At 38.8% G+C, this 21,867-nt stretch carries 21 protein-coding genes; 2 read left to right on the plus strand and 19 right to left on the minus strand.

Annotated features, from left to right (window positions below; all coding sequences use genetic code 11):
* Window positions 1-16 precede the first annotated feature (16 nt).
* The 13 genes from ABXT44_RS08425 to ABXT44_RS08485 form a co-directional block, all read right to left on the minus strand.
* Window positions 17-1,246, minus strand: coding sequence for an ABC transporter substrate-binding protein (locus tag ABXT44_RS08425; protein WP_271537273.1), 1,230 nt, complete (start codon window positions 1,244-1,246; stop codon window positions 17-19).
* Between the two features lie 190 nt (window positions 1,247-1,436).
* The gene (locus ABXT44_RS08430) at window positions 1,437-2,144 is read right to left on the minus strand and encodes an RraA family protein (RefSeq protein WP_416686899.1); all 708 of its coding nucleotides are present in this window, start codon (window positions 2,142-2,144) and stop codon (window positions 1,437-1,439) included.
* On the minus strand, window positions 2,129-2,821 hold the full coding sequence (locus ABXT44_RS08435; protein ID WP_271541952.1) for an alpha/beta fold hydrolase: 693 nt from the start codon (window positions 2,819-2,821) through the stop codon (window positions 2,129-2,131). The genes ABXT44_RS08430 and ABXT44_RS08435 overlap by 16 nt, the downstream gene beginning before the upstream one ends.
* The gene (locus ABXT44_RS08440) at window positions 2,818-3,951 is read right to left on the minus strand and encodes a cobalamin-independent methionine synthase II family protein (RefSeq protein WP_271556904.1); all 1,134 of its coding nucleotides are present in this window, start codon (window positions 3,949-3,951) and stop codon (window positions 2,818-2,820) included. Before ABXT44_RS08440 ends, ABXT44_RS08435 begins: the two co-directional genes overlap by 4 nt.
* 38 nt (window positions 3,952-3,989) lie before the next feature.
* A complete protein-coding gene (locus ABXT44_RS08445) occupies window positions 3,990-4,652 on the minus strand; it encodes an HAD-IA family hydrolase (protein ID WP_416686902.1) in 663 nt (220 codons plus the stop codon).
* Between the two features lie 17 nt (window positions 4,653-4,669).
* Window positions 4,670-5,635, minus strand: a complete 966-nt coding sequence (locus ABXT44_RS08450; protein WP_416688473.1) for a cupin domain-containing protein — start codon at window positions 5,633-5,635, stop codon at window positions 4,670-4,672.
* 2 nt (window positions 5,636-5,637) lie between these two features.
* A complete protein-coding gene (locus ABXT44_RS08455) occupies window positions 5,638-6,606 on the minus strand; it encodes a nuclear transport factor 2 family protein (protein ID WP_416686905.1) in 969 nt (322 codons plus the stop codon).
* A 3-nt stretch (window positions 6,607-6,609) separates the two neighbouring features.
* The gene (locus ABXT44_RS08460; protein ID WP_416686906.1) at window positions 6,610-7,632 is read right to left on the minus strand and encodes a LacI family DNA-binding transcriptional regulator; all 1,023 of its coding nucleotides are present in this window, start codon (window positions 7,630-7,632) and stop codon (window positions 6,610-6,612) included.
* Entirely contained in the window at window positions 7,632-8,396 is a 765-nt protein-coding gene (locus tag ABXT44_RS08465) for an SDR family NAD(P)-dependent oxidoreductase (protein WP_271556908.1), read from the minus strand. Before ABXT44_RS08465 ends, ABXT44_RS08460 begins: the two co-directional genes overlap by 1 nt.
* A 2-nt stretch (window positions 8,397-8,398) precedes the next feature.
* On the minus strand, window positions 8,399-9,403 hold the full coding sequence (locus tag ABXT44_RS08470) for an ester cyclase (protein ID WP_416686909.1): 1,005 nt from the start codon (window positions 9,401-9,403) through the stop codon (window positions 8,399-8,401).
* A 50-nt stretch (window positions 9,404-9,453) separates the two neighbouring features.
* On the minus strand, window positions 9,454-10,764 hold the full coding sequence (gene hisD, locus ABXT44_RS08475; RefSeq protein WP_271541987.1) for a histidinol dehydrogenase: 1,311 nt from the start codon (window positions 10,762-10,764) through the stop codon (window positions 9,454-9,456).
* An 11-nt stretch (window positions 10,765-10,775) separates the two neighbouring features.
* Window positions 10,776-11,261 carry an ester cyclase gene (locus ABXT44_RS08480; RefSeq protein ID WP_416686912.1) on the minus strand — a complete coding sequence of 162 codons (486 nt, stop codon included), beginning with the start codon at window positions 11,259-11,261 and terminating at the stop codon, window positions 10,776-10,778.
* A gap of 83 nt (window positions 11,262-11,344) precedes the next feature.
* The gene (locus ABXT44_RS08485) at window positions 11,345-12,397 is read right to left on the minus strand and encodes an ABC transporter ATP-binding protein (RefSeq protein ID WP_416686915.1); all 1,053 of its coding nucleotides are present in this window, start codon (window positions 12,395-12,397) and stop codon (window positions 11,345-11,347) included.
* A 188-nt stretch (window positions 12,398-12,585) separates the two neighbouring features.
* Between ABXT44_RS08485 and ABXT44_RS08490 the strand changes: the two genes are divergently transcribed.
* Together ABXT44_RS08490 and ABXT44_RS08495 are read left to right on the plus strand one after the other, a co-directional pair.
* On the plus strand, window positions 12,586-13,497 hold the full coding sequence (locus tag ABXT44_RS08490) for a 3-keto-5-aminohexanoate cleavage protein (protein WP_416686918.1): 912 nt from the start codon (window positions 12,586-12,588) through the stop codon (window positions 13,495-13,497).
* 2 nt (window positions 13,498-13,499) lie between these two features.
* Window positions 13,500-14,978 (plus strand): carnitine 3-dehydrogenase, encoded by a 1,479-nt coding sequence (locus ABXT44_RS08495; RefSeq protein WP_416686921.1) that lies wholly within the window; start codon window positions 13,500-13,502, stop codon window positions 14,976-14,978.
* Between the two features lie 19 nt (window positions 14,979-14,997).
* On the opposite strand, the gene ABXT44_RS08500 is transcribed toward ABXT44_RS08495, so the two are convergent.
* The 6 genes from ABXT44_RS08500 to topA all read right to left on the minus strand — a co-directional run bounded on the left by ABXT44_RS08500 (window position 14,998) and on the right by topA (window position 21,866).
* A complete protein-coding gene (locus ABXT44_RS08500) occupies window positions 14,998-15,609 on the minus strand; it encodes a short chain dehydrogenase (protein ID WP_416677954.1) in 612 nt (203 codons plus the stop codon).
* Window positions 15,610-15,656: 47 nt separating this feature from the next.
* A complete protein-coding gene (locus ABXT44_RS08505) occupies window positions 15,657-16,238 on the minus strand; it encodes a 1-acyl-sn-glycerol-3-phosphate acyltransferase (protein ID WP_416677956.1) in 582 nt (193 codons plus the stop codon).
* A gap of 2 nt (window positions 16,239-16,240) precedes the next feature.
* Window positions 16,241-17,539, minus strand: a complete 1,299-nt coding sequence (locus ABXT44_RS08510) for an MFS transporter (protein WP_416686923.1) — start codon at window positions 17,537-17,539, stop codon at window positions 16,241-16,243.
* A 79-nt stretch (window positions 17,540-17,618) separates the two neighbouring features.
* The gene (gene trpB / locus ABXT44_RS08515) at window positions 17,619-18,821 is read right to left on the minus strand and encodes a tryptophan synthase subunit beta (protein ID WP_416686925.1); all 1,203 of its coding nucleotides are present in this window, start codon (window positions 18,819-18,821) and stop codon (window positions 17,619-17,621) included.
* On the minus strand, window positions 18,818-19,441 hold the full coding sequence (locus ABXT44_RS08520; protein ID WP_416688476.1) for a phosphoribosylanthranilate isomerase: 624 nt from the start codon (window positions 19,439-19,441) through the stop codon (window positions 18,818-18,820). The genes trpB and ABXT44_RS08520 overlap by 4 nt, the downstream gene beginning before the upstream one ends.
* A 73-nt stretch (window positions 19,442-19,514) precedes the next feature.
* Window positions 19,515-21,866 carry a type I DNA topoisomerase gene (topA, locus tag ABXT44_RS08525; protein WP_416686927.1) on the minus strand — a complete coding sequence of 784 codons (2,352 nt, stop codon included), beginning with the start codon at window positions 21,864-21,866 and terminating at the stop codon, window positions 19,515-19,517.
* Between the last annotated feature and the right edge of the window lies 1 nt (window position 21,867).

Consider the following 21,867-nt stretch of genomic DNA (forward strand, 5'->3'; position numbering starts at 1 on the left):
AACAACTTACAAAAGCTTATAAATAGCCTTTTTCTGTCGCAGCAGTTGTGTATGCCGCTTCTAAACCAGCTAAAGCTTCTTTAGCAGTTTCTTTGCCTTGCATGAAGTCAACTAATTCAGCACCTGCAGCTGAATGCATTAGACCTGCATATGGCAACATTGGATACGGCTTAGTTCCCATTGCAGCAGCAGCAAATACACCTGCAGCAGCTGGAGTAGGCTCATAACCATCAATTAACCAAACAGCTTGTGGCGAAGTCGTTTCGTTCAACATAGCTGGACGAATTGCATGCATCATAGCCATAAAAGTAGCCTCTGCATCTGTATCTGAAATATTCTTAGCTACAGTAAATCCATCCCACCAGAGAGTTGAAGCTGCAGTTGTACCACCACCAACTGTCATAGGACCAGCAGTAGCTGTAGCTGCTACTACAGCAGCATCTACTTCATCGCCTTTAAGGGCTCCAATACGTGATCCCCACATATTCATCAGAGCAACATTACCAGCTTTCCATTCGGCACTAGTTGCGTTTGAGTCATGTGTTAGGAAGTCTGGATTCATATATTCAGACAAAGCTTTCATCATGTTTAGTGAATCTACACCATGTTGGTTATTAACAGCAATCTCAGCTGTTCCTGGCTTAAAGAACTCACCACCATAACCCATATACATATTGACGAATTCTTCAGCTAAGTTCCAACCGGCTGCATAAGCACCGCCAATTGGGTACTGCATCAAATTATAGTTCGCAATTTTTTTAGCAGCAGCTAACATTTCTTCATAAGTAGATGGAACCGGAATTCCTAAATCTTTCAAAACATCTGATCTATAAGTCAAATGCTGAGCGTTCGCCATAAAGGCAATACCCATAATATTTCCATCAATTGTAACTAACTGGCTTTTCTGAAGACCCTGTCCGTGCTTAGCAACTAGATCATTCAAAGGTCTAATCACATCATTGTTCATCAGTGCAACAATTGATGAGTTAGCAACAATAGCTGATGTAAATTCAGCTGGGTTACCAGTCATACCTGGAAGATTAATTTTTTGATGATCAGCAGTTAGGTTTGTTTCAACTGTAACACCACCACCTGCACACTCCATTGCGCCTGCACCGATTGTTTGAATCGCTGGAAACTCATTACCAACAATACTAACTCTGCCTTCAGAGATGCCGCAACCGGCCCATGCACTTGAAGCTAGAGTAGTAAGCGCTACAACTGTAGCGATTTTTCTTAAAAACATAATATCACTCCTTTTTTTTCAATTAAATACAAATTAATAATACATCGTAACAAATATTAAAAAATATATTGCATACGATTGCAAACGATTATATCACAGAGTCTTAATCTCTATATAACTTTTTATTCAGCATATTAAACCGAGACATACTATCTAAAATTTCTCAATAACCTTGCTCAAACTTAAAAATTTATGTTCTTGATTTTTCGAAATCTTCCCATGCACTTTTAAAGCTATCAAAATTGAAATCTTTCTTTTCAGCAGGACCAAGAATCAACTGCTCTGAAGCAAATAACTTATTGATAGCGTCCTGTAAACCATTAATAACCTCTTTAGGGATTACAACTGCGCCATGAAGGTCGGCATGAATTAAATCATTTGGCGAAACACTCATACCAAGAACACTAATTTTTGTATCAATTTCTCGTACGTGAACAAATCCGTGACTTGGACCGATAGAGCTTGCAACGACTGGAAAATCTTCTGCAAGATCACCAAGATCTCTCATAACTCCGTTAGTCAGCGCACCAGAAAGACCAAACCCTTTGTGAACTTTCGTATTAACCTCACCCCAATAAGCTCCAATACAATTTGGATAATCAACATCCTCTATGACTGCAACGGCAGGGCCAGTAACTTCTGACATATAGCGGTAATAATTCATCCTCCGCTCTTTAATTATCTCTTGATCTTCTGTTGGGGGACTCAGTGCAGCAATTTTTGCAGTTTTAGCAAAACCAACCATTGCTCCACCTTTTGGTGCCGAGCTAATCATGGTTCCGCGAGTAAATTCTGAAAAACCCCTCTTGCCTTGTGCTACTTCAATTGCGTTACATACAGTAGGTGTATCTACTGATTGAAGAAGGGTGAGTAATTCTTGATCTAGTTCATAAGCCATGTTTTTAATATCTCCGTAGTTTTCTCTGGTTGTTCTAATGTTGGCAAATGACCGGCATTTTCAATTACCTCTAAAGTTGAGTTACTAATTATATTATGCATCAATTCATGCTTCTCTAGAGGGCATAATTTATCTTCCAAGCCGCACATTATCAACACAGGAATATTAAGTGAGTTAAGGGCCTCCTCTTGATCAATTCTTCCTTGGAGGGCTCTTGACTGGTTAACAAAAACTTTAGGACCTAAAGAAAGAGCCATATCCATGCAGATATTTAAAATAATATCTGGATTATCGCTATCCGCTAAATATTTAGGTTTCATCTCATCACGAATAACATTTATTAATTTTCCTGATAAAGCATCACTAATTTGAGGCTCACGCTTTGCCTTCACTTCCTCTAATTCAGATTTAGGATTAGTATCAATTAACACCAATTTTTCAACTCTTTCTGGTGCCTGTGAACAAATTTCCATGGCTACAATACCACCCATAGAGTGGCCAGCAAGGCTGAATTTTGGTGGCGCATGACTTAAAACATCGGCCGCCAAGTCGATAATATTGTCATGTTTAGAAATATCTGCAATATGCACCGATACCTCATCGAGAAGTGCCTCTATTTGTGGAGCAAAAATGCGCTCGTCACACATCATTCCAGGAATCATTACAAGGGGTGTCATAATCTATTACTTACAAGCGCAGCACCCTCAGATAAAGACTTTAATTTAGCAAAAGCAATTTCTGGATCGACCGCTCCAAACCCTGCAAATGTTCCAAAACCACAATCTGATCCTGCAATTACTCTTTCACTCCCTACTATATTAACAAATTTTTCGATGCGCTCTGCAACTAGCTCAGGATGCTCAATGAAGTTAGTGGTTGTATCTACAACCCCAGGCACAAGTATTTTCGTATCTGGTATTTCGCTTTTACGATCTCTAAAAACTGTCCATTCATGAGCATGGCGTGGGTTTGAAGTTTCAAATAAAGTATATCGAGCTTTTGCCTTCATAAGAGTTCCAAAAACCTTATTCATATCTATATCACAACAGTGGGGACCTTCATAATTCCCCCAACAAATATGAATTCTAACCTTCTCTTCTGGGACATTCTTCAGCGCATGATTTAAGGCTTCAACGTGTGACTCAATAATCTTTATAAACTCTGAGTCAGACAAGTCACTAAATAGCATATGCCTAGAAAGTGCTAGATCAGGACAATCTAACTGTAAGTCTAAACCTGACCCTACGATAGTTTCATACTCATCTCTCATAGCATCGGCCAAGGCGGCCAGGTAAGAATCCCTTGAAGGGTAGTAGTCATTTTGTAAAAATAGTGAAATAACGCCAGGCGAAGCTGCATTCATAAAACCTCTATCAATGCTATTTTTAGCCATTGCAGATTTCAAATTAGATATATCCTTTTGAAGCTCTCCTTGACCTTTTGACTTTACTTCACTTGTGCACATTGGTCTTGAATATTGAGGAGTTCCACCATCATCGGATAGCCTTTTAAGAAAGCCTGGAAACATCTTTAAGTCTTCTGGCGCATTTCGAGCACTGTCACCTGAAAAACCTGTATATCTGTCTTTCACATAGGTTGCGTATGATATTTTTGATGTCTCCCCATCACTAACAATATCGATACCTGCATTTTTTTGCTTCTCAACAGTCTTTAAAACATTCTCTTCCATGCACTCATCAAAACTCTTCTCATTATATTTTTGACTATTTTCTCTTGCAAAAATATAGTCAACAACTTCTTGAGTTCTTGGAAGTGAGCCTACGTGACTAGTTAATATTCTACTCATTCATTACTCCTTAATAATATATAAAAAAGGTCATTCCCTTATAGCTTTGTTAGGTCATCGGCAGACAAATGATCCGTTACGAACTCAGCACCACTAAAATCATTACCTTGTGTATTCGCTCCCGGGAATCCAATACACTGGATACCTGCTTCCAAAGCAGACTGCATACTAATTTCAGAGTCCTCAATGGCAATGCAATCTTTTGCATCTAGATGCAGCTCAGACAGAGCTTTTAGGTATATATCTGGACTTGGCTTTGGATTAGATACCATTGTATCGTTGCCAATGAAACTGAAATCATTGCGCTTTATCTGATCTCCTAATGCATAAAAGACGGCATCAATATTGACTTTTGAAGTATTTGTCACGAATGCTAGTAGTAAACTACTATCCAGTGAATGACTAATAAGGCTTGCTACTCCAGGGCGGAGCAGGATGGATTCTTTGGCCATCAAACTATCAAAGATTTTAGTTTTTTGTCTATGCAGATGCATTGCATCTATATCAACACCGCGTTGAATCGCATAGTTTTTGATCCTCTCGCAGCCTCCAGACTTTGCCAGTAGCTTCTGGTACTCATCAGGACTCCAATTCCAGTCAAGTTTAGCCTCAGAAAATGCCTGGTTGAATGAGCGACGTTGAAGCTCAGAGGTTTCAACAAGTGTCCCAATCGATCCAAAAAGAATTGCTTTGTGATTCATTATCATGTCCTTAAAAATTAGCTTCTCCATGTTGGGCCTGCTTGATCATCAGTCTTTGTAACCCTGAAAAGACTTGCACTTCTCAAATCTTTAGGGACAATCTTATGCAGCATTTCTGGGCGTATCAAACATGTATCCCCAGGAGAAAGAGTTGCAACATTGTCACCCCACTCTAGAGACCATTCACCACTCATTATCATATTAACCTCGTGTCGACTTGAAGAGTATTGCTCTCCAGTAAAAGTGTCAGATGTAATGTAGTCAACTTCAAAACCAGGCCGATCTTTTAAAATCCCATCTACCCCAATAACATTTAGCGGTAAATTCTGTGACTTTTGCTTTAACTCTGATGAGCTGACAAAAAAATTATTAATAAACTCTTCAGTTGTAATTTCAGAAAAATTTCTAAGATTAGTTTCAGTTAATAATGGCATTGGGTTGACATTTTTTGGCAAAATCTCCCCTTTTTTAGTATCATATAATAATCCATTTTCACCCAAAATCAGGCCAAAGTCTTTGGCATCATTAATAACCTCAGGCGCCCATGTAACGCCTCCCCCTGCATCATCACCTCCAAGTATTGCCATCAACATTCCATAATCCTCACCAACATTTTCAAATGCGCGAAACATACCTGTAGGAATATTAACCATATCGCCTTCTTCTGCAACTACCTCTCCAGAATCACCATAGCGTCCCCAGAAAAAACGCCATCGACCCTTGAATACATAGAATACTTCAGCAGTTGTGTGCGAATGTAATGAATTTGTACAACCTGGAGGTTGGCCCGCAGCGCCAATATTAAAGCCTGGTGATTGATCAATATGAACATACTGATCAGGACTCTCTGATACCCCAGAACCAATAATTGTAAAGTTATCTTTCTGATTTGATCCAGGCGTATGTGCGTCAATAAATGCAGTTTTGCAAGGCTTTAAATCAGCATATCGAACAATACACTTTTCCATTTCTTCTAAAGTCATTATCAACCAGTCTTGAGGATTATTTGCTTCCACATAGAAGTCTCATCAAATAATGTGTACTCTCTTCTTAAGCCCCATGGACCAAACTCAGCATGAGAAACTCCCATCACATATAAATCAGCACCTGTAGGTTCACCAAAAACTCCCCAACCATCATGCTTACCTTTTAGAGACCATCGAACAGCTGCGCGAGGAGACATATATGGATCTTCTCTTCCAATTTGATGCTCGATAGTAAATTTTGCACTCGGCATTGAAGATCGAAGGCCCGTCCAGAACTCATCTGCATCCGAGTAGGAATGGCCTGAAACGCCACCAGGATATTCCAAATCACAACCACGATCATACTCATCATTAATCACTGATTGATCAGAGTCCATAATCCGTTTTAATATATCAACATACTTTTCGCCCCACTCATTAGTGTTGCCCTTTCCTGTATATGGCCCAGGTTGATCCATGGAATCTTTAAAAGGGTGTAGGCATTTATCCATACCACCCTCTGAATCGATCTGCTTTCTAGCAAAGTCTTTTGGATGAACGCCCAGCTGTCTTGCCATAGCACCTACATCACGAATTAGCCATTCATCATTAACTTGATTATTAATAGCATGGCAATCTGCTATCGTTCTAAAAACAATTTTTGTACCCGTTGCTTTACCAAACTGCCCGTCGCCCATGTGAGATGCCGTTGATATAATTCTATGGGATGACAACATTCCCGTCTCAGGAGTGCCAGACCAGATTACATCTTCACCTAAGAGTTGACGATCTGGAAATTCAGATAAGGTTGCTTTGGTCGCCTCTATAACTGGCTTATTGCCAATTATCAGGGAGTGTGGGGATCTTAATATAATATCATCCGAATAAAGATAAAGCAGTTTATCAATTCCTCGATCTTCCCAAATTTCATGAGTGATGCCATTTATCCAATCTGGAAAATTAGCATATTTTGAATCAAAACCTTTCATAAATTAAACTCCATAGTTATCTAAAATTTTTGCAGATCCTCTCAGTATTAGAGGACCATCAATTTTTATACGTCTTGGCTTAGTTGAGTTATTTTCAATGCTGTCAATTAATATAGCAACTGTTTCGTCCACCATACGATTTGCACGCTGCCTTACAGTTGTTAGACTATAAGCTAGCCATTTGGCAACCGGGACATCGTCAAAACCAACAACTGAAACCTGGTCAGGTATTTTTAGTCCAAGCTCAAAGCGCATTACGTCCATTACTGCAAATGCCATATGGTCATTTGCCACAAAAACTGCATCTGGTATTTCACTTGCTGTGAACATTGATCGTGCTGCTTGACGAGCCTCGTCTAAATTAAAGTTACCAACTTCTCGAGCAAAAAGACCCTGTCCATTCTTTTTAAGTTCGTCAGTAAATCCTTTCTCTCGATCTCTTTGAGTAGATGCGCCTTCCCAGCCTGCTATATAACCGATTCGTGTATGGCCATTATCACAGAGAAATTGTGCAATTTTTTGCCCCCCAAGTTCATTATCAGAGGTAACTGCTGACAGCCTTTCGTCATCCTGAGTACGATTAAATAAAACAACTGGGATGCCAGCATCAGAACATCTTGATGCTAAATTAGTAGACATTCCAACAGACGCTGCAATGATTCCATCCACCTGATAGTCTAAAATCTCTTCCACTACGTTATCAATATTTCCTGAAGTATTTGTGGCCATAAAGATCAATACGTGATAACCATTCTTTTGAAGGGCCCCTGATAGAAGCTCTAACGCTTCAGGATAAAAGTAATTATCTAAGTAGGCAACAACAAGGCCTATAATCTTTGTCTTTCCAGTAATTAGTGATCGCGCTACTATATTAGGTCTATATCCAAGCTTCAAAGCAGCCTTTCGAACTAGCTCATTAGTTTTTTTAGAGGATGAGGCTCCAGGTGTAAATACGCGAGATACTGCAGACTGGCTAACGCCAGCTAATTTTGCTACTTCTAATGACGTGACTTTTTTATTTAGCATTAGTCAGCAGTCCAGCCTCCATCAACCATAAGTGCAGAGCCAGTGACCATTGATGAGCCAGCGGAAGCTAAAAATACAACAGCCCCCATGATATCTTCAACCTCTCCAATTCGGCCAATTTTAATCTTACTTTCAATCCACTCTTTACGATCAGGATTATCAAAAGTTGATTGAGTAAGCGGTGTACGTATAAATGTTGGGCAGATTGTATTAACTCTAATTTGATGGGAGCCCCACTCAATGGCCATAGCTTTTGTAAATCCCTCTACCGCATGCTTTGATGCTGAATAAACTGCTCTATCAATCCCACCTACATGACCCATCTGAGAAGAAATGTTGATTAATGAGCCAGGTTTTTTTGCTTTTATTAATCCATTCGCTACTGCTTGAGTTACAAAGTATGCGCCGCGAAGATTAACATTCATTACCGCATCAAAATCTTCTAATGATGTATCTTTAGAAGGTGCGTGCCTACCTAAACCAGCGCTATTAACTAAAATATCGAATGGTCCTTTATTATCAATAGTTTCTTTAATTGCATTTGTATCAGCAACATCCATCACCATTGCTTCAGCACTTAACCCTTTCGCTTTCATTGCATCAACAACAGAATGAAGTTTATCAATACGTCGGGCTGATACAACAACGTGTGCGCCTGCTTCAGCCAAGGCTACTGCACAACCAAGACCAATACCAGATGAGGCTCCTGTAATTAAAGCAGTCTTGTCATCTAGTCTAAACGATGGTGTAGTTGGAAGCTTCACACTCAATATCCTTTTGTATTTCTTGCTTTGTTAAACTCTCTTAATCTTCCGAGTACGTCGACACCCATTTGATCATAAATATCAAGGATATCAAGCATCACCCAGTTTTCTCTTATTTTTCCTTCCTCGAGCCTCCAGAAATCTAGAGAGCGAAGAAAAACTTCTTTGTTAGTTGGAACTATGCCCATCCAACCATCATGGGTAAGAGTTTGTTTCATATTTGGCCAGCCAGTTACGGCTACATAATCTCCATCGCCAAAAAAGTGGTAGCCTACTTTATCTCCCCAGCCATCTCTCTTACTATAAGTTGTATCCTTTCCTCTATCAGGCATAGCATTCAAAAATGGAATTTGATGCCAATTTCTAAAACCTTCAACTCCTCTTCCACTTCCTATAGCAGATGGTCCATACCAATTCATTTTTGGATGCCAATAGTAATCCATTTTCATAATCTCAGGGCCGCCCTCAGAAGGGTGTTTTTTCATAGCATCAGCCATTCCTAAAATATGCTCCATTGAAGTGTTACTTTTTTCTAGATCATAAGGCTTATCTGAAATTCCATCCATCGTTGCTGGACCTGGAACACACCATTCTCTTCCAAGTGATGGGGCCATTGGCCAAGAGCCTGACTGCATCATTAGTTCTGGGATGTCCCATAAAGCCTGAACTTCTATTATTTTGTCATCCCGAAAGCAATAAAATTCATGAAATCGCATGTGGGCTATATGGCCTGTTGGCGGAATATCTAAAAAAGGTTTCAAGAATGTACCATTATAAAAACCAGCACATCCTATCCACTCTAAATCCTTTTCTGTTTTTCCACCGATAACAATATAATCGCGTCTTTCTAAATCTGGCATTGATTCAAACAAGGGTTTAAGCGCCTGGTTATAAAAATTAGTTGGTCCTGAAATATCTCCAAAAGGATGAGAAAGATGAATAGTAGCTTCCTCATAAAACAAGGAGTTAAGATTTTTTCGAACCTCATCTTCGGTAAAACTATACATACTCAATCTTAGGGGCTTTATTAACTCCTTAAGATAATTAATTCTATGCACTACTGCGCAGCCTTGCCATAAGGAACATCCTCTCCACCATATCGCCTTACTCGAATATTAGCTTGCTCTGCATGGCCAACAAACGACTCAAGCATGCATAGTCTTGAGCAGTATCTACCAATCTTTACAGCTGCCTCATCCGTTGTAATTTTTTGGTAGCTATGCGTTTTAAGATACTTGCCAACCCAAAGACCACCGGTATAACGTCCAGCTTTTTTTGTTGGTAAAGTATGATTGGTTCCAATTACTTTGTCACCATTAGAAACATTTGTTCTTGGTCCTAAAAATAGCGCTCCGTAGGAATGCATATTTTCTAAAAACCAATCATCGCGATCTGTCATTACCTGAACATGCTCAGATGCAATTTCATTAGCAACATCTAACATCTCATCATAACTATCACAAAGAATTATTTCACCATACTCTTCCCAGCTCACGGAAGCAGTTTCTGCTGTTGGAAGAATCTTTAAAATTCTATCTATCTCAGAGATTGTTTCTTCTGCCAGATTTTTATTATTAGTTACCAGGACAGCTGGTGAGTTATATCCATGCTCAGCCTGACCTAACAAATCTGTTGCACATAATTCAGCATCTACCGTTTCATCAGCTATCACCATAGTCTCTGTTGGTCCAGCAAACAAGTCAATTCCAACCTTTCCAAATAATTGCCTTTTAGCTTCAGCAACAAATGCATTTCCAGGGCCAACAAGCATATCAACTGGGTCTATTGTTTCAGTACCAAGAGCCATTGCCCCAACAGCCTGAATGCCTCCTATGACATATATATCATGAGCGCCACCAAGATGCATTGCAGCGATAACGGCAGGATTTGGAGAGCCTTTATAGGGAGGCGTACAAGCAATAATTCTTGGAACTTTTGCAACACTAGCAGTTACAACAGACATGTGCGCTGACGCAACCATTGGGAACTTGCCTGCTGGGATATAACACCCAACCGATTGAACTGGGATGTTTTTATGTCCTAATATAACGCCAGGCATAGTCTCTACCTCTATATCCTTCATAGAATCTCTCTGCGCTTGCGCAAAGTTTCTAACTTGTTCTTGAGCAAACTTAATATCCTCAAGATCCTGGGTCGAAACTTGTTTTATTAAATTGTCAATCTCTGTCTGGGTTAATTTGAAGGACTTTGGAGTATAGTTATCAAATTTTTCTGCAAACTCTCTAACTGCCTCATCGCCTCTATCCTCAATGGATCTTAAAGTATTTTTTACAATCTCACTAACCTCAGCATCATCGATAGCCTTAGCTGCATCTGTCTTACCTTTTTTTAAATATGTTATCGCCATAATATCTCCAATTAGTTTGGCTTTGCAGGAGCAATCTCGCCTCGATCATAAGCCTCCCAGCCTTGACCCTTAAAAACATCCACATCAAGTTGTGACAAAATACTTGGAAAGTCAACAGTTACCCAGTTGTCTATTATGAGCCCATCCTTAACTTCCCAAAAATCTGTATAGTGAATTTTTACGCGCTTATTAGTTGGCGCTATACCCATGAATTCTCCACTATGAATAGCATCAATATGGCCAAAGCAAGACGCCCACTCACCATCTACTAAAAATTTATCAGTATTATAAATTCGGTCTGAAAAAGCAGCTCTCAGAGGGAGCTGCCAATTATTACGAAACTCTTCAAGACTTTTCTTGGTACCACATCCATTATTACCCATCCAACGAAAATCTTTATGAAAATGCTTTTCCATATTATTAGAGTTAGTACTTAAGGCCTCTTCCATAGCCTTAACAACAGCAAGTGTCATTTTGGATTGCTCGTTATGGTCCATTTTTTAAATCTCCAATTTATTAATTTTTAAATTTTTTAATTTTTTAATTTTTTAATTTTTTAATTTTTTAATTTTTTAATTTTTTAATTTTTAAGCAGTTTTCCAGTTTTAGAACTGAAAAGTAGGCATAAATTTGCTGGCACATTTGCCATAACTGTTGAACCAATCTTGGCATAATAATTTTTATCAGACTTTATGGAAATTAAATCACCACCAGCCTTAACTGAAACCATGGTCATGTCTCCCAATAACTCCATTGAAAATGCTGCTGCTTTAATCGCTCCCTTACTTTTCACAATGGATGCATCTTCCGCTCTAAATCCGAGGGTTATATCTCCAGAATGCTTTTTATTCAGGCCTTCAATTTTTACATTATCACAAGAGAAGACTCCATCTGCTATTGTTCCTTTCATCAAGTTCATGGCAGGCGAACCAATAAAGCTTGCAACAAAACTATTGGCAGGAGTATTGTATATTTCTTGAGGCGTTCCAACCTGTTGGACGAGTCCATTGTTCATAACAACAACACGATCTGCAAGTGTCATTGCCTCAACCTGATCATGTGTTACATAGATTGTTGTTACGCGTAATTTGTGTTGGAGGTTTTTAATTTGCGCTCGGGTAGAGACGCGTAATTTAGCATCAAGGTTTGAAAGTGGTTCATCCATTAAAAATACTGTCGGCTCTCTAACAATTGCTCTTGCCAAAGCTACTCTTTGTCTTTGACCCCCAGAAAGCTCTGATGGTTTGCGATGTAAGAAATCATCGAGCTCAACCATTGCAGAAGCCCTCATAACTTTTTCTTTATGAAGCTCTTTGTCAATATTTCTTACTTTTAATGGGAAGCGAATGTTTTCATATACCGTCATATTTGGATAGAGGGCATATGACTGAAAGACCATTGCAACATCACGATCCTTTGGCTCGAGATTATTTACAATCTCACCATTAATCAGCACCTCTCCACTAGTGACAGTTTCAAGTCCAGCAATCATTCGCATTGTAGTAGTTTTTCCACAGCCTGATGGCCCAAGTAATACCAAAAACTCTTCGTCAGGAATAGTAAGGTTAAAGTTATCTACACCAACGAAATCACCCCAACGCTTCGTAATGTTTTTTAGTTCAATTTTAGCCATATTTTTTTATGTATACTGTTTTAAGAAAATTGCATAGAAAGGTCGTAATGCATACGATTGCAAAATATTATATCACATGCTATTTTTTTTTGATAGTGATGTTGAAATCGTATTTAAATTTCTACTATTAGAAATCGATTTCAGTAATATATAGATTAATATAACAAACATAAATTTGGAGAAATCATATGACTAACCTTCAACCATCTCGAGAAGTTTTTATTACTTGCGCCGTTACAGGGTCCGGAGATACTACGGGGAAATCTGATAAAGTTCCTATTACGCCTCAACAAATAGCTGATTCATGTATCGGGGCAGCTCAAGCTGGCGCGGCCATTGTTCACATTCATGTTCGCAACCCAAAAACAGGAGTCCCCGCTCGAGACCCAAAGCTCTATGCTGAAGTTGTAAACATTATTCGTGAGTCAAAGGTTGATATGGTGCTCAATCTAACAGCAGGAATGGGTGGAGATTTAGTATTTGGCTCTGCTGAAAAACCTTTGCCATTAAATAATGAAGGCACCGATATGGTAGGCGCAACTGAAAGGCTTGACCATGTTAGACAAATACTTCCTGAGATCTGCACTATTGATTGCGGAACAATGAATTTTGGCGAAGGTGGTTATGTCATGACCAATACTCCAGCAGTCCTTAAGGAAATGGCAAGACAAGTTCAAGAACTTGGGGTTAGGCCTGAAATAGAAGTCTTTGATACTGGTCATTTACAGCTTGCCATATGGCTAAAGGAGCAGGGCTTAATTGATGATCCTGTTATGATTCAGTTATGTATGGGTATTCCATGGGGCGCTCCTGATGACTTAAACACCTTCCTTGCAATGACATCAAATATTCCAAAAGATTGGACATTTTCTGCCTTCTCAATTGGTAGAAATCAGTTGCCTTATGTGGCTATGGCCATCCTAGCAGGGGGCAATATTCGTGTTGGACTTGAAGACAATCTTTATCTAAAACGTGGCGTTTTTGCTACCAATGCAGACCTTGTAAAGAAGGCTGTTCAGACGGCAGAGGGCATGGGCTGTACTATTATAGGGCCAGATCAAGTCCGAGATAATATGAAACTCGAAAAGCGCTGGGGCTAGATATGAAAAGTATCAAGGCGGCAGGAGTTATTGGTGCAGGCGTTATTGGAAGTGGATGGGTAGCTAGATTATTACTCAACGGTATTGATGTTTTTGTCTATGACCCCTCCAAAGAAGCACCAAAATATGTCAATAAAGTTATTGATAATGCCGAGCGAGCATATAACAAATTGCTCACCTCCAATCTACCTAAAAAGGGCAAGCTATTATTTTCTGCCTCAATTTCAGAAGTTGCAAAATCTTGTGAGTTAATTATTGAAGCTGTTCCAGAAAGGCTTTCAATTAAGCAGTCGGCCTATGAGGAAATTGAGTCAAGCGCAGACAAAAATCTAGTCATAGCATCATCAACTTCTGGCATTCTTCCTTCAGATTTACAAGCAAAAATGAAACACCCTGAAAGGCTTCTAGTTGCCCATCCATTTAACCCAGTCTACCTTTTGCCATTAGTTGAAATTGTTGGCGGCTCTAAAACATCCAAAAATGTCATCGAGGAAACTAGTAAAAAATTTACCAATATTGGTATGTTCCCACTTCATATCAAAAAAGAAATTCCTGCTTTTATTGCAGATAGACTTCTTGAGTCAGTATGGCGAGAAGCCTTATGGCTAGTAAATGATGACATAGCAACAACTGAAGAAATTGATGATGCAATTCGCTATGGCTTTGGCCTTCGATGGGCACAAATGGGACTATTTGAAACCTATAGATTAGCAGGTGGTGAAGCTGGCATGCGTCACTTCATATCACAGTTTGGGCCTTGCCTTGAATGGCCCTGGACGCACCTAATGGATGTTCCTGAATTTACAGATGAATTAATAGAAAAGGTATCCAGTCAATCTGACCACCAATCGGGGCAATTTAGTATTGACGAGCTAACGGAAAAACGTGATGATAACTTGGTCGATTTCTTAAAAGTTTTAAAAGACAATCAGTGGGGTGCTGGAAACTCTCTCAAAGAATTTGATGAAAGTTTGTCAGGGTCAATTAATAAAATAGAATTTTCAGAGCTAAATTTATCAAGCCCCATACTCACCTATGTTTCCAAAGTACCAAAAGAGTGGGCTGACTATAATGGTCATATGACAGAAGCGCGTTATCTTGAATGCTTTTCAGAAGCAACCACAGAGATGATGTCTATTATCGGCGCAGACGAAGAATACATTTTAAACATAGGATCTTATTTTACAGTTGAAACTCATATTCGCCACTTGGATGAGGTTCAAATTGGAGAAAGTATAAAAGCCAAAACCCAGGTTATCTTTGGAGAAAATAAAAAACTTCACTTATTTCATTGGCTCAATCATGAGGACGGCAGACTATTAGCAACTGCTGAGCATATGCTCATTCATGTCGATCTTAAAACACGGGGTGCAAGCATGCCAAATGATTTGGTCTTGAAGCGAATGGGATTAGTTTATGAAGCACACAAAAAACTACCAAAACCAGAAGGCATAAACCGCGCGGTTGGAGATAAATTTTAATACTGCTTTTCAGGTGAACCTAAAGCGCTCTGGTTAAGCTCATTACTCGGCCAGTAATTGGTGCTGAGATAGTTCGGCGATACGCATGAATAATGCTTTCATTCGAAGTTGGCTCAAAGCCATCAAAAAGCATTCCATAGTGGTCAACTGAGTTTTCAATAATAGATGGTGAGACTACATTTATTCTTAATTTTCCAGCATACTCGGCTGCCAATGTTGAAACGCACATATTAAGGGCGCCATTAGCTGCAGCGGCGCATGAACCGGCAATAATTGGCTCATCGCCAATAATTCCACTTGTTAGGGTGATGGATCCATTTTCACTGAGAAAAGGTATGGCTGCTTTTGCTAAATTTAATTGACTAAAGCATTTAGTAGAAAGGCCAGCTGCAAAGTCATCCATTGTAAGCTCTTCAAAAGTCTTAAAAGGAGTGCCTCCGATACAAGATACCAACCCGTCAAATGGACCAACAGAAGCTAAAACATCACTAACACTTTCAAAATCAAAAGCGTCGATCTTTAAATCTGGTCCAGACCTTCCAGCTCTTATAACTTCATAGTCTTTCCGTAAACCTTCAACTACTACTCTACCAAGTTTTCCAGTTGCGCCAACTACTATAATTTTTTTCATTTAAAGCCTTTTAATATTTAGTTGAAATAATAAATAGAATCTTATCACTAAAAAAGCAACTTGCCAATAGATGACTTTACTGCATTTCTGTTTGTTTCAGAAGTGAGAGGCTTTCCAATATTGACATTGACACTCCTTCGTAGGTTAAATTTCTTTTTATTTTTAATTAATTTTGGAGCTTTTGAAAAGAAACTACCCCACATATTATTTATTGCAAAAGGAACCACAACTACATTATCTTTGCATTCAGCTAATATTTTTTCGAAACCCCTTTTCAAGTCACTCAATTCCCCTGTGGTGGAAATATGACCTTCAGGAAATATTCCAACAACGCAATCATCATTTAGCAAGTTGATAATATTTTGCATTGCATTACGACTATTTTCAGGCCTTATTGATACCGCACCAACACCCCTTAGAATCCAATTAAATATTGGCTTACGATAGTAATCATCGTGAACAACAAATCGAATCGTCCTTGGTGTTGCCCACTGAATTAAAGCAAAATCTATCCAACTAATGTGGTTACCTAAAAGAAGAACAGGTCCAGTTTTAGGTAAATTATCTAAACCAGTTACCTTTAGTCGATATCGCCACCCAAACAATAAGAGGCCTACAATTTGCCTCATGACTAAAGAATAATTTTCAGTTTTTTAAGAACAACACTAAACCCTGCTACCGCAATAAATGCGTTAAAGTAAAGTATAAACTCACTTCCAAAATTTAGGTTTGCAAGAATCATTGTAAAAATCAAAAGGGTAATCATAGCAATATTTTGAAGCCAGTTTTTACCCGCTAGCATGCTTCCAAGACCGTCTTCAGGAGAGTTCGCTTGCATAAGTGCATTGAGAGGGATAATCATCATTCCTGCACCAACACCAAACATAAGAATGACGGCAGTTACTAAAATTAAGGCAGTAGAATCTGGAATAAAACTTAGGCTCGAAATTACAGGGATTAGAATTGAACAAACTGTAATCATTATTGAGCCGGTATAGATATTATTAATACGTATGAAATTGAGACTTTTTCTGCCAGATAAAAAAGCGCCAATCATAATTCCAAATACAGAAGAAGCTAACATCGCATTCACAATAAGGGGACTTTCGACGCCAAAATTAGCTTTTGCATGAGCTGGTATAACTGCCACTAAGTTTTGTGACATGCCCCAAAAGATTGCTGTCCCTAAAATAGAATACCAAACAATTTCATTACTCCTCATAGCTTTAAAGTTAGTCATTAAGTAATGAAAAGAAACAAATTTCTTTATGGAAAATTTAGCCTGGCTTAACTTTGTTGGATAGAGGCGTGTTCCAAGTGTTGCTAAAAACTCAACCAATGAAAGTCCAACAAGAACCCAGCCTACTGGCGCTATTTTCATTAATATTTCTTCAGGGGTAGTTGCTTGCATTGTTCCCAGATAAGCTTCGAATAAGTATGAGAAAAAAACCGTACCCATCAAAATCGCTATTAGTACCACTGAAGAGTGAAAGGCATTACCCCTACTAAGGCCAGCCTTGCTAAGGCACTCTTTAATATAACCCATTTTCGCAGGAGAATATATTGCACTCTGAGTTGCAAGAAGCAAGGTAAAGCCAAATGCAACCTGGTATAAACCGTTGTAATAACAATAGGTAATTGCTAAGGTAATTAAGACAGCAGAAAATGCGCTATAGCGCATGATACTTGTCTTTGCAAATTTATCAGAAAGGTAGCCTGATAATGTAAATAACATGATAAATGGTACTAAAATCATTGCATTTACAACAGCAGTTAAAATAATTTGCTGCTGCTCACCATATATCATAAAGATTGTGTTTTGAATTATGATCTTATGGCCTAGGTCGACAAATGCATTGAGAAAAACTGCAACTAGGTAAACGGAAAATATGACTGAACGCCCTTTATCAATCTGTTGATTTTCTTGCATGACCTACCAAACTATAATTTATATAATCAATAGTATAAGAGATTTTTATAGGATTAGGGCTTAATACTTTAACTCGCTCTTAGAGCTCACGCCCCTCAACCTCAGCAATAGTCTGCATGTCTTTATCACCTCTACCTGAGAGGTTAATAATAATAGTTTTATCACTAGACCATTGTTTGGCAAGTTTAACTGCATACGCTATTGCATGAGATGGCTCAAGCGCTGGAATAATACCTTCAACCTCTGTAAGAAGATGGAATGCTTCTAAAGCTTCTTTGTCTGTTATTGCAACATACTCTGCTCTTCCAATATCTTTCAGATAGGCATGCTCTGGACCAACACCTGGATAATCAAGTCCAGCTGAAATGGAGTGACCCTCTATAATTTGGCCATCTTCATTTTCCATCAAATATGTTCTATTACCATGCAGCACACCTACACTTCCAGCAGTAAGCGGAGCTGCATGAGCATCTGGACCTAGGTCAATTCCACGTCCGCCCGCCTCAACACCAATAATTTTTACTGATGTATCTTCAATAAATGGATAAAAAAGCCCAATTGCATTTGAGCCCCCTCCAACACATGCAATTATTGCATCTGGTAAACCACCCACTTGCTCATTAAATTGCTCTTTCGCCTCTTTACCAATAACACTTTGAAAGTCTCTCACCATCATAGGGTAGGGATGAGGGCCAGCGACTGTTCCAATAATATAATAAGTATTATCAATATTAGTTACCCAATCACGCATTGCTTCATTCAGGGCATCTTTCAGTGTTTTAGAGCCTGAAGAAACTGGCACAACCGTTGCCCCAAGTAACTTCATACGGTAAACATTCTGCGCCTGCCTAACAACATCAACTTCGCCCATATACACAACACATTCAAGGCCAAGTCTTGCAGCAATAGTTGCCGATGCAACGCCATGCTGTCCAGCTCCTGTTTCAGCAATAATTCTTGTTTTGCCCATTCTCTGAGCAAGTAAAGCTTGCCCTATAGTATTGTTGATCTTATGAGCACCAGTGTGATTTAAGTCTTCGCGTTTCAAATAAATTTGAGCACCGCCAAGCTTCTTGGATAGGTTTTTTGCATGATAAAGTGGAGTTTCACGTCCCACATAATGCTTTAGATCATCCTCAAACTCTTTTAAAAAGTCAGGATCGTCTTTATATTTATCATAAGCATCTTTTAGCTCAGTGACAGCAGTCATTAGGGTCTCTGCTACAAAGACTCCTCCATATTGATCAAAATGACCTTTATCATCTGGTAGGTTATAACTCATGAATGAACACTTCGGATAAAAGCTAATATTTTATCAATATCTTTAATCCCTGGTGCACTTTCCACTCCACTTGAGGCATCAACTGCATATGGATTTACTTGACTAATTGCATCTGAGACATTTTCTGAATTAAGACCGCCAGCAAGAATAATTGGTAAATCTATGTTGACTCGCGCCAGCATCCAGTCAAAAACCTCTCCAGTGCCTCCATAACTATTAGGGTTATGTGAATCGAGAAGAAGTGCGCTTGCTTCTGAAAAATTATCAGCTAATTGAACTACATTGGTCTTGGGCGTTACTCTCAAGGACTTTATAAAAGGCATTTGATATTGAGTACAATCTCCCACTACCTCGTCTCCATGAAATTGTAAAGTGTCCAGAGGGACCTCACATAAAACTTCATCAATGAAGCTTGGATTTGCATTAACAAAAAGTCCCACTCGATTTACAAATGGTGGCAGGGCTGAGACTATTTCTCGTGCTCTTTGAATATCAACATTACGTGGTGACTTATTATAAAAGACCAAACCAATTGCATCAACACCAGCTATAGCCGCGTCTCTTGCATTTTCAGCATTAGTGAACCCACAAATCTTAACTTTGGTCATCTGAATTACCATTAGCTTTTTCAAGTGCAAATTTTTTCATAGCGTTACCTAGTATTAAATGCAAATAGCTAAGAAAGCTTGAGATTTAGCTTGAGGCTTTTTTCTTAGCAGTAGTCTTCTTTTTAGCTTTTTTTGCCTTTGCTTTGGCTTTAATTTTTCCATCTATTGCTTTTTTACACTCTTCTAGAGTTAGGTCAATAGGAGCCTTATCACCAAACACTTTTTGAACTGTAACATTTTTTTGACCTTTGCCGCGCTTTTTACCATTCCAAACATACGGCCCAAAGCGTCCATTTAAAACTTGAATATCAGAATCTTCAAAGACCTTAATAATTCGTTCAGCATCAAGCTTTTCCTTAACAATAATTAGCTCAAGAGCTTCTTCTAAGGTTACCTCCTCTGGTGAGATTTCCTTTAAAGAAACATATTTTTTACCATATTGAATGTATGGGCCAAAACGCCCATAATTTGCCTTAATTGTTTCACCATCAATTGTCTCACCCACTGTTCTTGGCATTTTAAAAAGCTCAATGGCTTCAGCAAGTGAAATATTCTCTATATCTTGGCCAGTTCTTAATGACGAGAAAGTTGGTTTTTCTTCATCGTCTTGATGTCCAATCTGAGCAAAAGCGCCATAGCGTCCAAAACGAACACTGACAGGTTTTCCAGAGACAGGGTCCTCACCAAGATCTCTCTTACCATGAGTCTCGTCTCTCGAAATATCTTTAGCAAGCTCAATCTGTGCATGAAAAGGCTCATAAAAATCGCGAATAACGCCTGCCCAAGGCTTTGACTCTTCAGCAATTAAATCAAAATCACTTTCAAGGTTTGCAGTAAATTCATATCCAATAATGTTGCTAAAATTTTTGACTAGAAAATCAACCAAAAGATAGGCAACATTTGTTGGGAACAATTTATTTTTTTCAGCGCCAGTAGTTTCAGCTTGGATAGACTCTGAAATAACGCCATCTTCAATTTCAATCAACTGATAATCACGCTGAACTCCTTCTCTGGTTTCTTTCACAACATAGTTTCTATCTTGAACAGTTGTAATCATTGTTGCGAATGTTGAAGGCCTTCCAATACCCATTTGCTCAATTTCTTTAACCAATGAAGCTTCTGTATATCTTGGCTTTGCTCTTGAAAAAGACTCCTTTGAAGCTAAGTCGACTAGGGTTAGCAAATCACCTTTACTAACTTCAGGAAGAAGCTTATCTTCAGCCGCCATATAGTCATAAACCTCGAGGAATCCAGCAAAAGATAAAACCTCTCCATCAGCAATAAAATGCTCACTACGGTTTGAAATATTAATATTAATTTTAGTTTTTTGAAGTTGTGCATCGCTCATCTGAGAAGCCAAGGTTCTCTTATAAATTAACGAATACAGCTTAGTAGATTGATCATCTAAACCTAATATAGATGGCTTAGTAAGGTCTGTAGGCCTTATGGCTTCATGCGCCTCCTGAGCACCTGAAGAATTTGTCTTATATCTTCTTGTTTGATGAAACTCAGAACCAAACTTTGAAACAATCACATCTTGAGCAGCTGTTATAGCTAGTTCAGATAAATTGAGTGAATCTGTTCTCATGTAAGTAATAGCACCTTCTCGATATAAATTTTGAGCAATCGACATGGTCTGTTTGACAGAAAAACCTAGTTTTTGAGAGGCTTCTTGCTGCAGCGTAGAGGTAATAAATGGAGCTTTAGGTGACCTCTTAGAGGGCTTAGTCTCAACTGAATTAACTTTTAATTCTGCCAATAAAACACTTTCAGCAAAAGAAAGCGCCTCTTCTTTAGATTTAAAGTCTACGCTAAGCTTAACCTCTAGAGACTGATTTGAGCTATTTTCTAAATTAGCTTTAACTTTATGAGAGCTTGTAGGATTATGAGCAGAAATTTCTCGCTCTCTTTCAACAACTATTCTTACAACTGGTGATTGAACCCTACCAGCTGATCGAGCTCCTGAAATCTTACGCCACAATACTGGGGAAATTTCAAAACCTACTAGCCTATCAATAATACGCCTAGCTTGTTGCGCATTTACAAGGTCAGTATCAATTGTTCTTGGGTTATTAATAGCATCCGTTATAGCGCCTTTAGTTATTTCATGAAAGACTATCCTTGGTGTATCTTCTGCAAGCGATAGCGCTTGCTGTAAATGCCAAGCAATGGCTTCACCCTCACGATCTTCATCAGTAGCTAGAAAGATTTTCGTTGCGGTCTTGACTGATTTTTTAAGGTCAGCAACCACTTTCTTTTTATCCGCACTGATAGCGTATGTTGGTTGAAAGTTATTCTCAATGTCAACGCCCATATCTTTCTTGGGCATATCCCTGATGTGGCCTATACTCGACTTTACAACATAATCTGGCCCCAAAAACTTTTCAATAGTTTTTGCTTTCGCCGGAGATTCGACAATAACAAGATTCTTAGACATA

The organism is Candidatus Pseudothioglobus sp. Uisw_041 (assembly GCF_048087625.1).
In the GTDB taxonomy this organism is placed as follows: Bacteria; Pseudomonadota; Gammaproteobacteria; order PS1; family Pseudothioglobaceae; genus Pseudothioglobus.

Coding starts and splice junctions, on each gene's coding strand:
- ABXT44_RS08485 (WP_416686915.1), bottom strand. CDS start 12,397: ATGGCTAAAATTGAACTAAAAAACATTACGAAGCGTTGGGGTGATTTC.
- topA (WP_416686927.1), bottom strand. CDS start 21,866: ATGTCTAAGAATCTTGTTATTGTCGAATCTCCGGCGAAAGCAAAAACT.
- ABXT44_RS08455 (WP_416686905.1), bottom strand. CDS start 6,606: ATGAAAGGTTTTGATTCAAAATATGCTAATTTTCCAGATTGGATAAAT.
- ABXT44_RS08480 (WP_416686912.1), bottom strand. CDS start 11,261: ATGGACCATAACGAGCAATCCAAAATGACACTTGCTGTTGTTAAGGCT.
- ABXT44_RS08425 (WP_271537273.1), bottom strand. CDS start 1,246: ATGTTTTTAAGAAAAATCGCTACAGTTGTAGCGCTTACTACTCTAGCT.
- ABXT44_RS08460 (WP_416686906.1), bottom strand. CDS start 7,632: ATGCTAAATAAAAAAGTCACGTCATTAGAAGTAGCAAAATTAGCTGGC.
- ABXT44_RS08490 (WP_416686918.1), top strand. CDS start 12,586: ATGACTAACCTTCAACCATCTCGAGAAGTTTTTATTACTTGCGCCGTT.
- trpB (WP_416686925.1), bottom strand. CDS start 18,821: ATGAGTTATAACCTACCAGATGATAAAGGTCATTTTGATCAATATGGA.
- ABXT44_RS08495 (WP_416686921.1), top strand. CDS start 13,500: ATGAAAAGTATCAAGGCGGCAGGAGTTATTGGTGCAGGCGTTATTGGA.
- ABXT44_RS08470 (WP_416686909.1), bottom strand. CDS start 9,403: ATGTATAGTTTTACCGAAGATGAGGTTCGAAAAAATCTTAACTCCTTG.
- ABXT44_RS08505 (WP_416677956.1), bottom strand. CDS start 16,238: ATGAGGCAAATTGTAGGCCTCTTATTGTTTGGGTGGCGATATCGACTA.
- ABXT44_RS08450 (WP_416688473.1), bottom strand. CDS start 5,635: ATGACTTTAGAAGAAATGGAAAAGTGTATTGTTCGATATGCTGATTTA.
- ABXT44_RS08440 (WP_271556904.1), bottom strand. CDS start 3,951: ATGAGTAGAATATTAACTAGTCACGTAGGCTCACTTCCAAGAACTCAA.
- ABXT44_RS08510 (WP_416686923.1), bottom strand. CDS start 17,539: ATGCAAGAAAATCAACAGATTGATAAAGGGCGTTCAGTCATATTTTCC.
- hisD (WP_271541987.1), bottom strand. CDS start 10,764: ATGGCGATAACATATTTAAAAAAAGGTAAGACAGATGCAGCTAAGGCT.
- ABXT44_RS08520 (WP_416688476.1), bottom strand. CDS start 19,441: ATGGTAATTCAGATGACCAAAGTTAAGATTTGTGGGTTCACTAATGCT.
- ABXT44_RS08435 (WP_271541952.1), bottom strand. CDS start 2,821: ATGACACCCCTTGTAATGATTCCTGGAATGATGTGTGACGAGCGCATT.
- ABXT44_RS08430 (WP_416686899.1), bottom strand. CDS start 2,144: ATGGCTTATGAACTAGATCAAGAATTACTCACCCTTCTTCAATCAGTA.
- ABXT44_RS08500 (WP_416677954.1), bottom strand. CDS start 15,609: ATGAAAAAAATTATAGTAGTTGGCGCAACTGGAAAACTTGGTAGAGTA.
- ABXT44_RS08445 (WP_416686902.1), bottom strand. CDS start 4,652: ATGAATCACAAAGCAATTCTTTTTGGATCGATTGGGACACTTGTTGAA.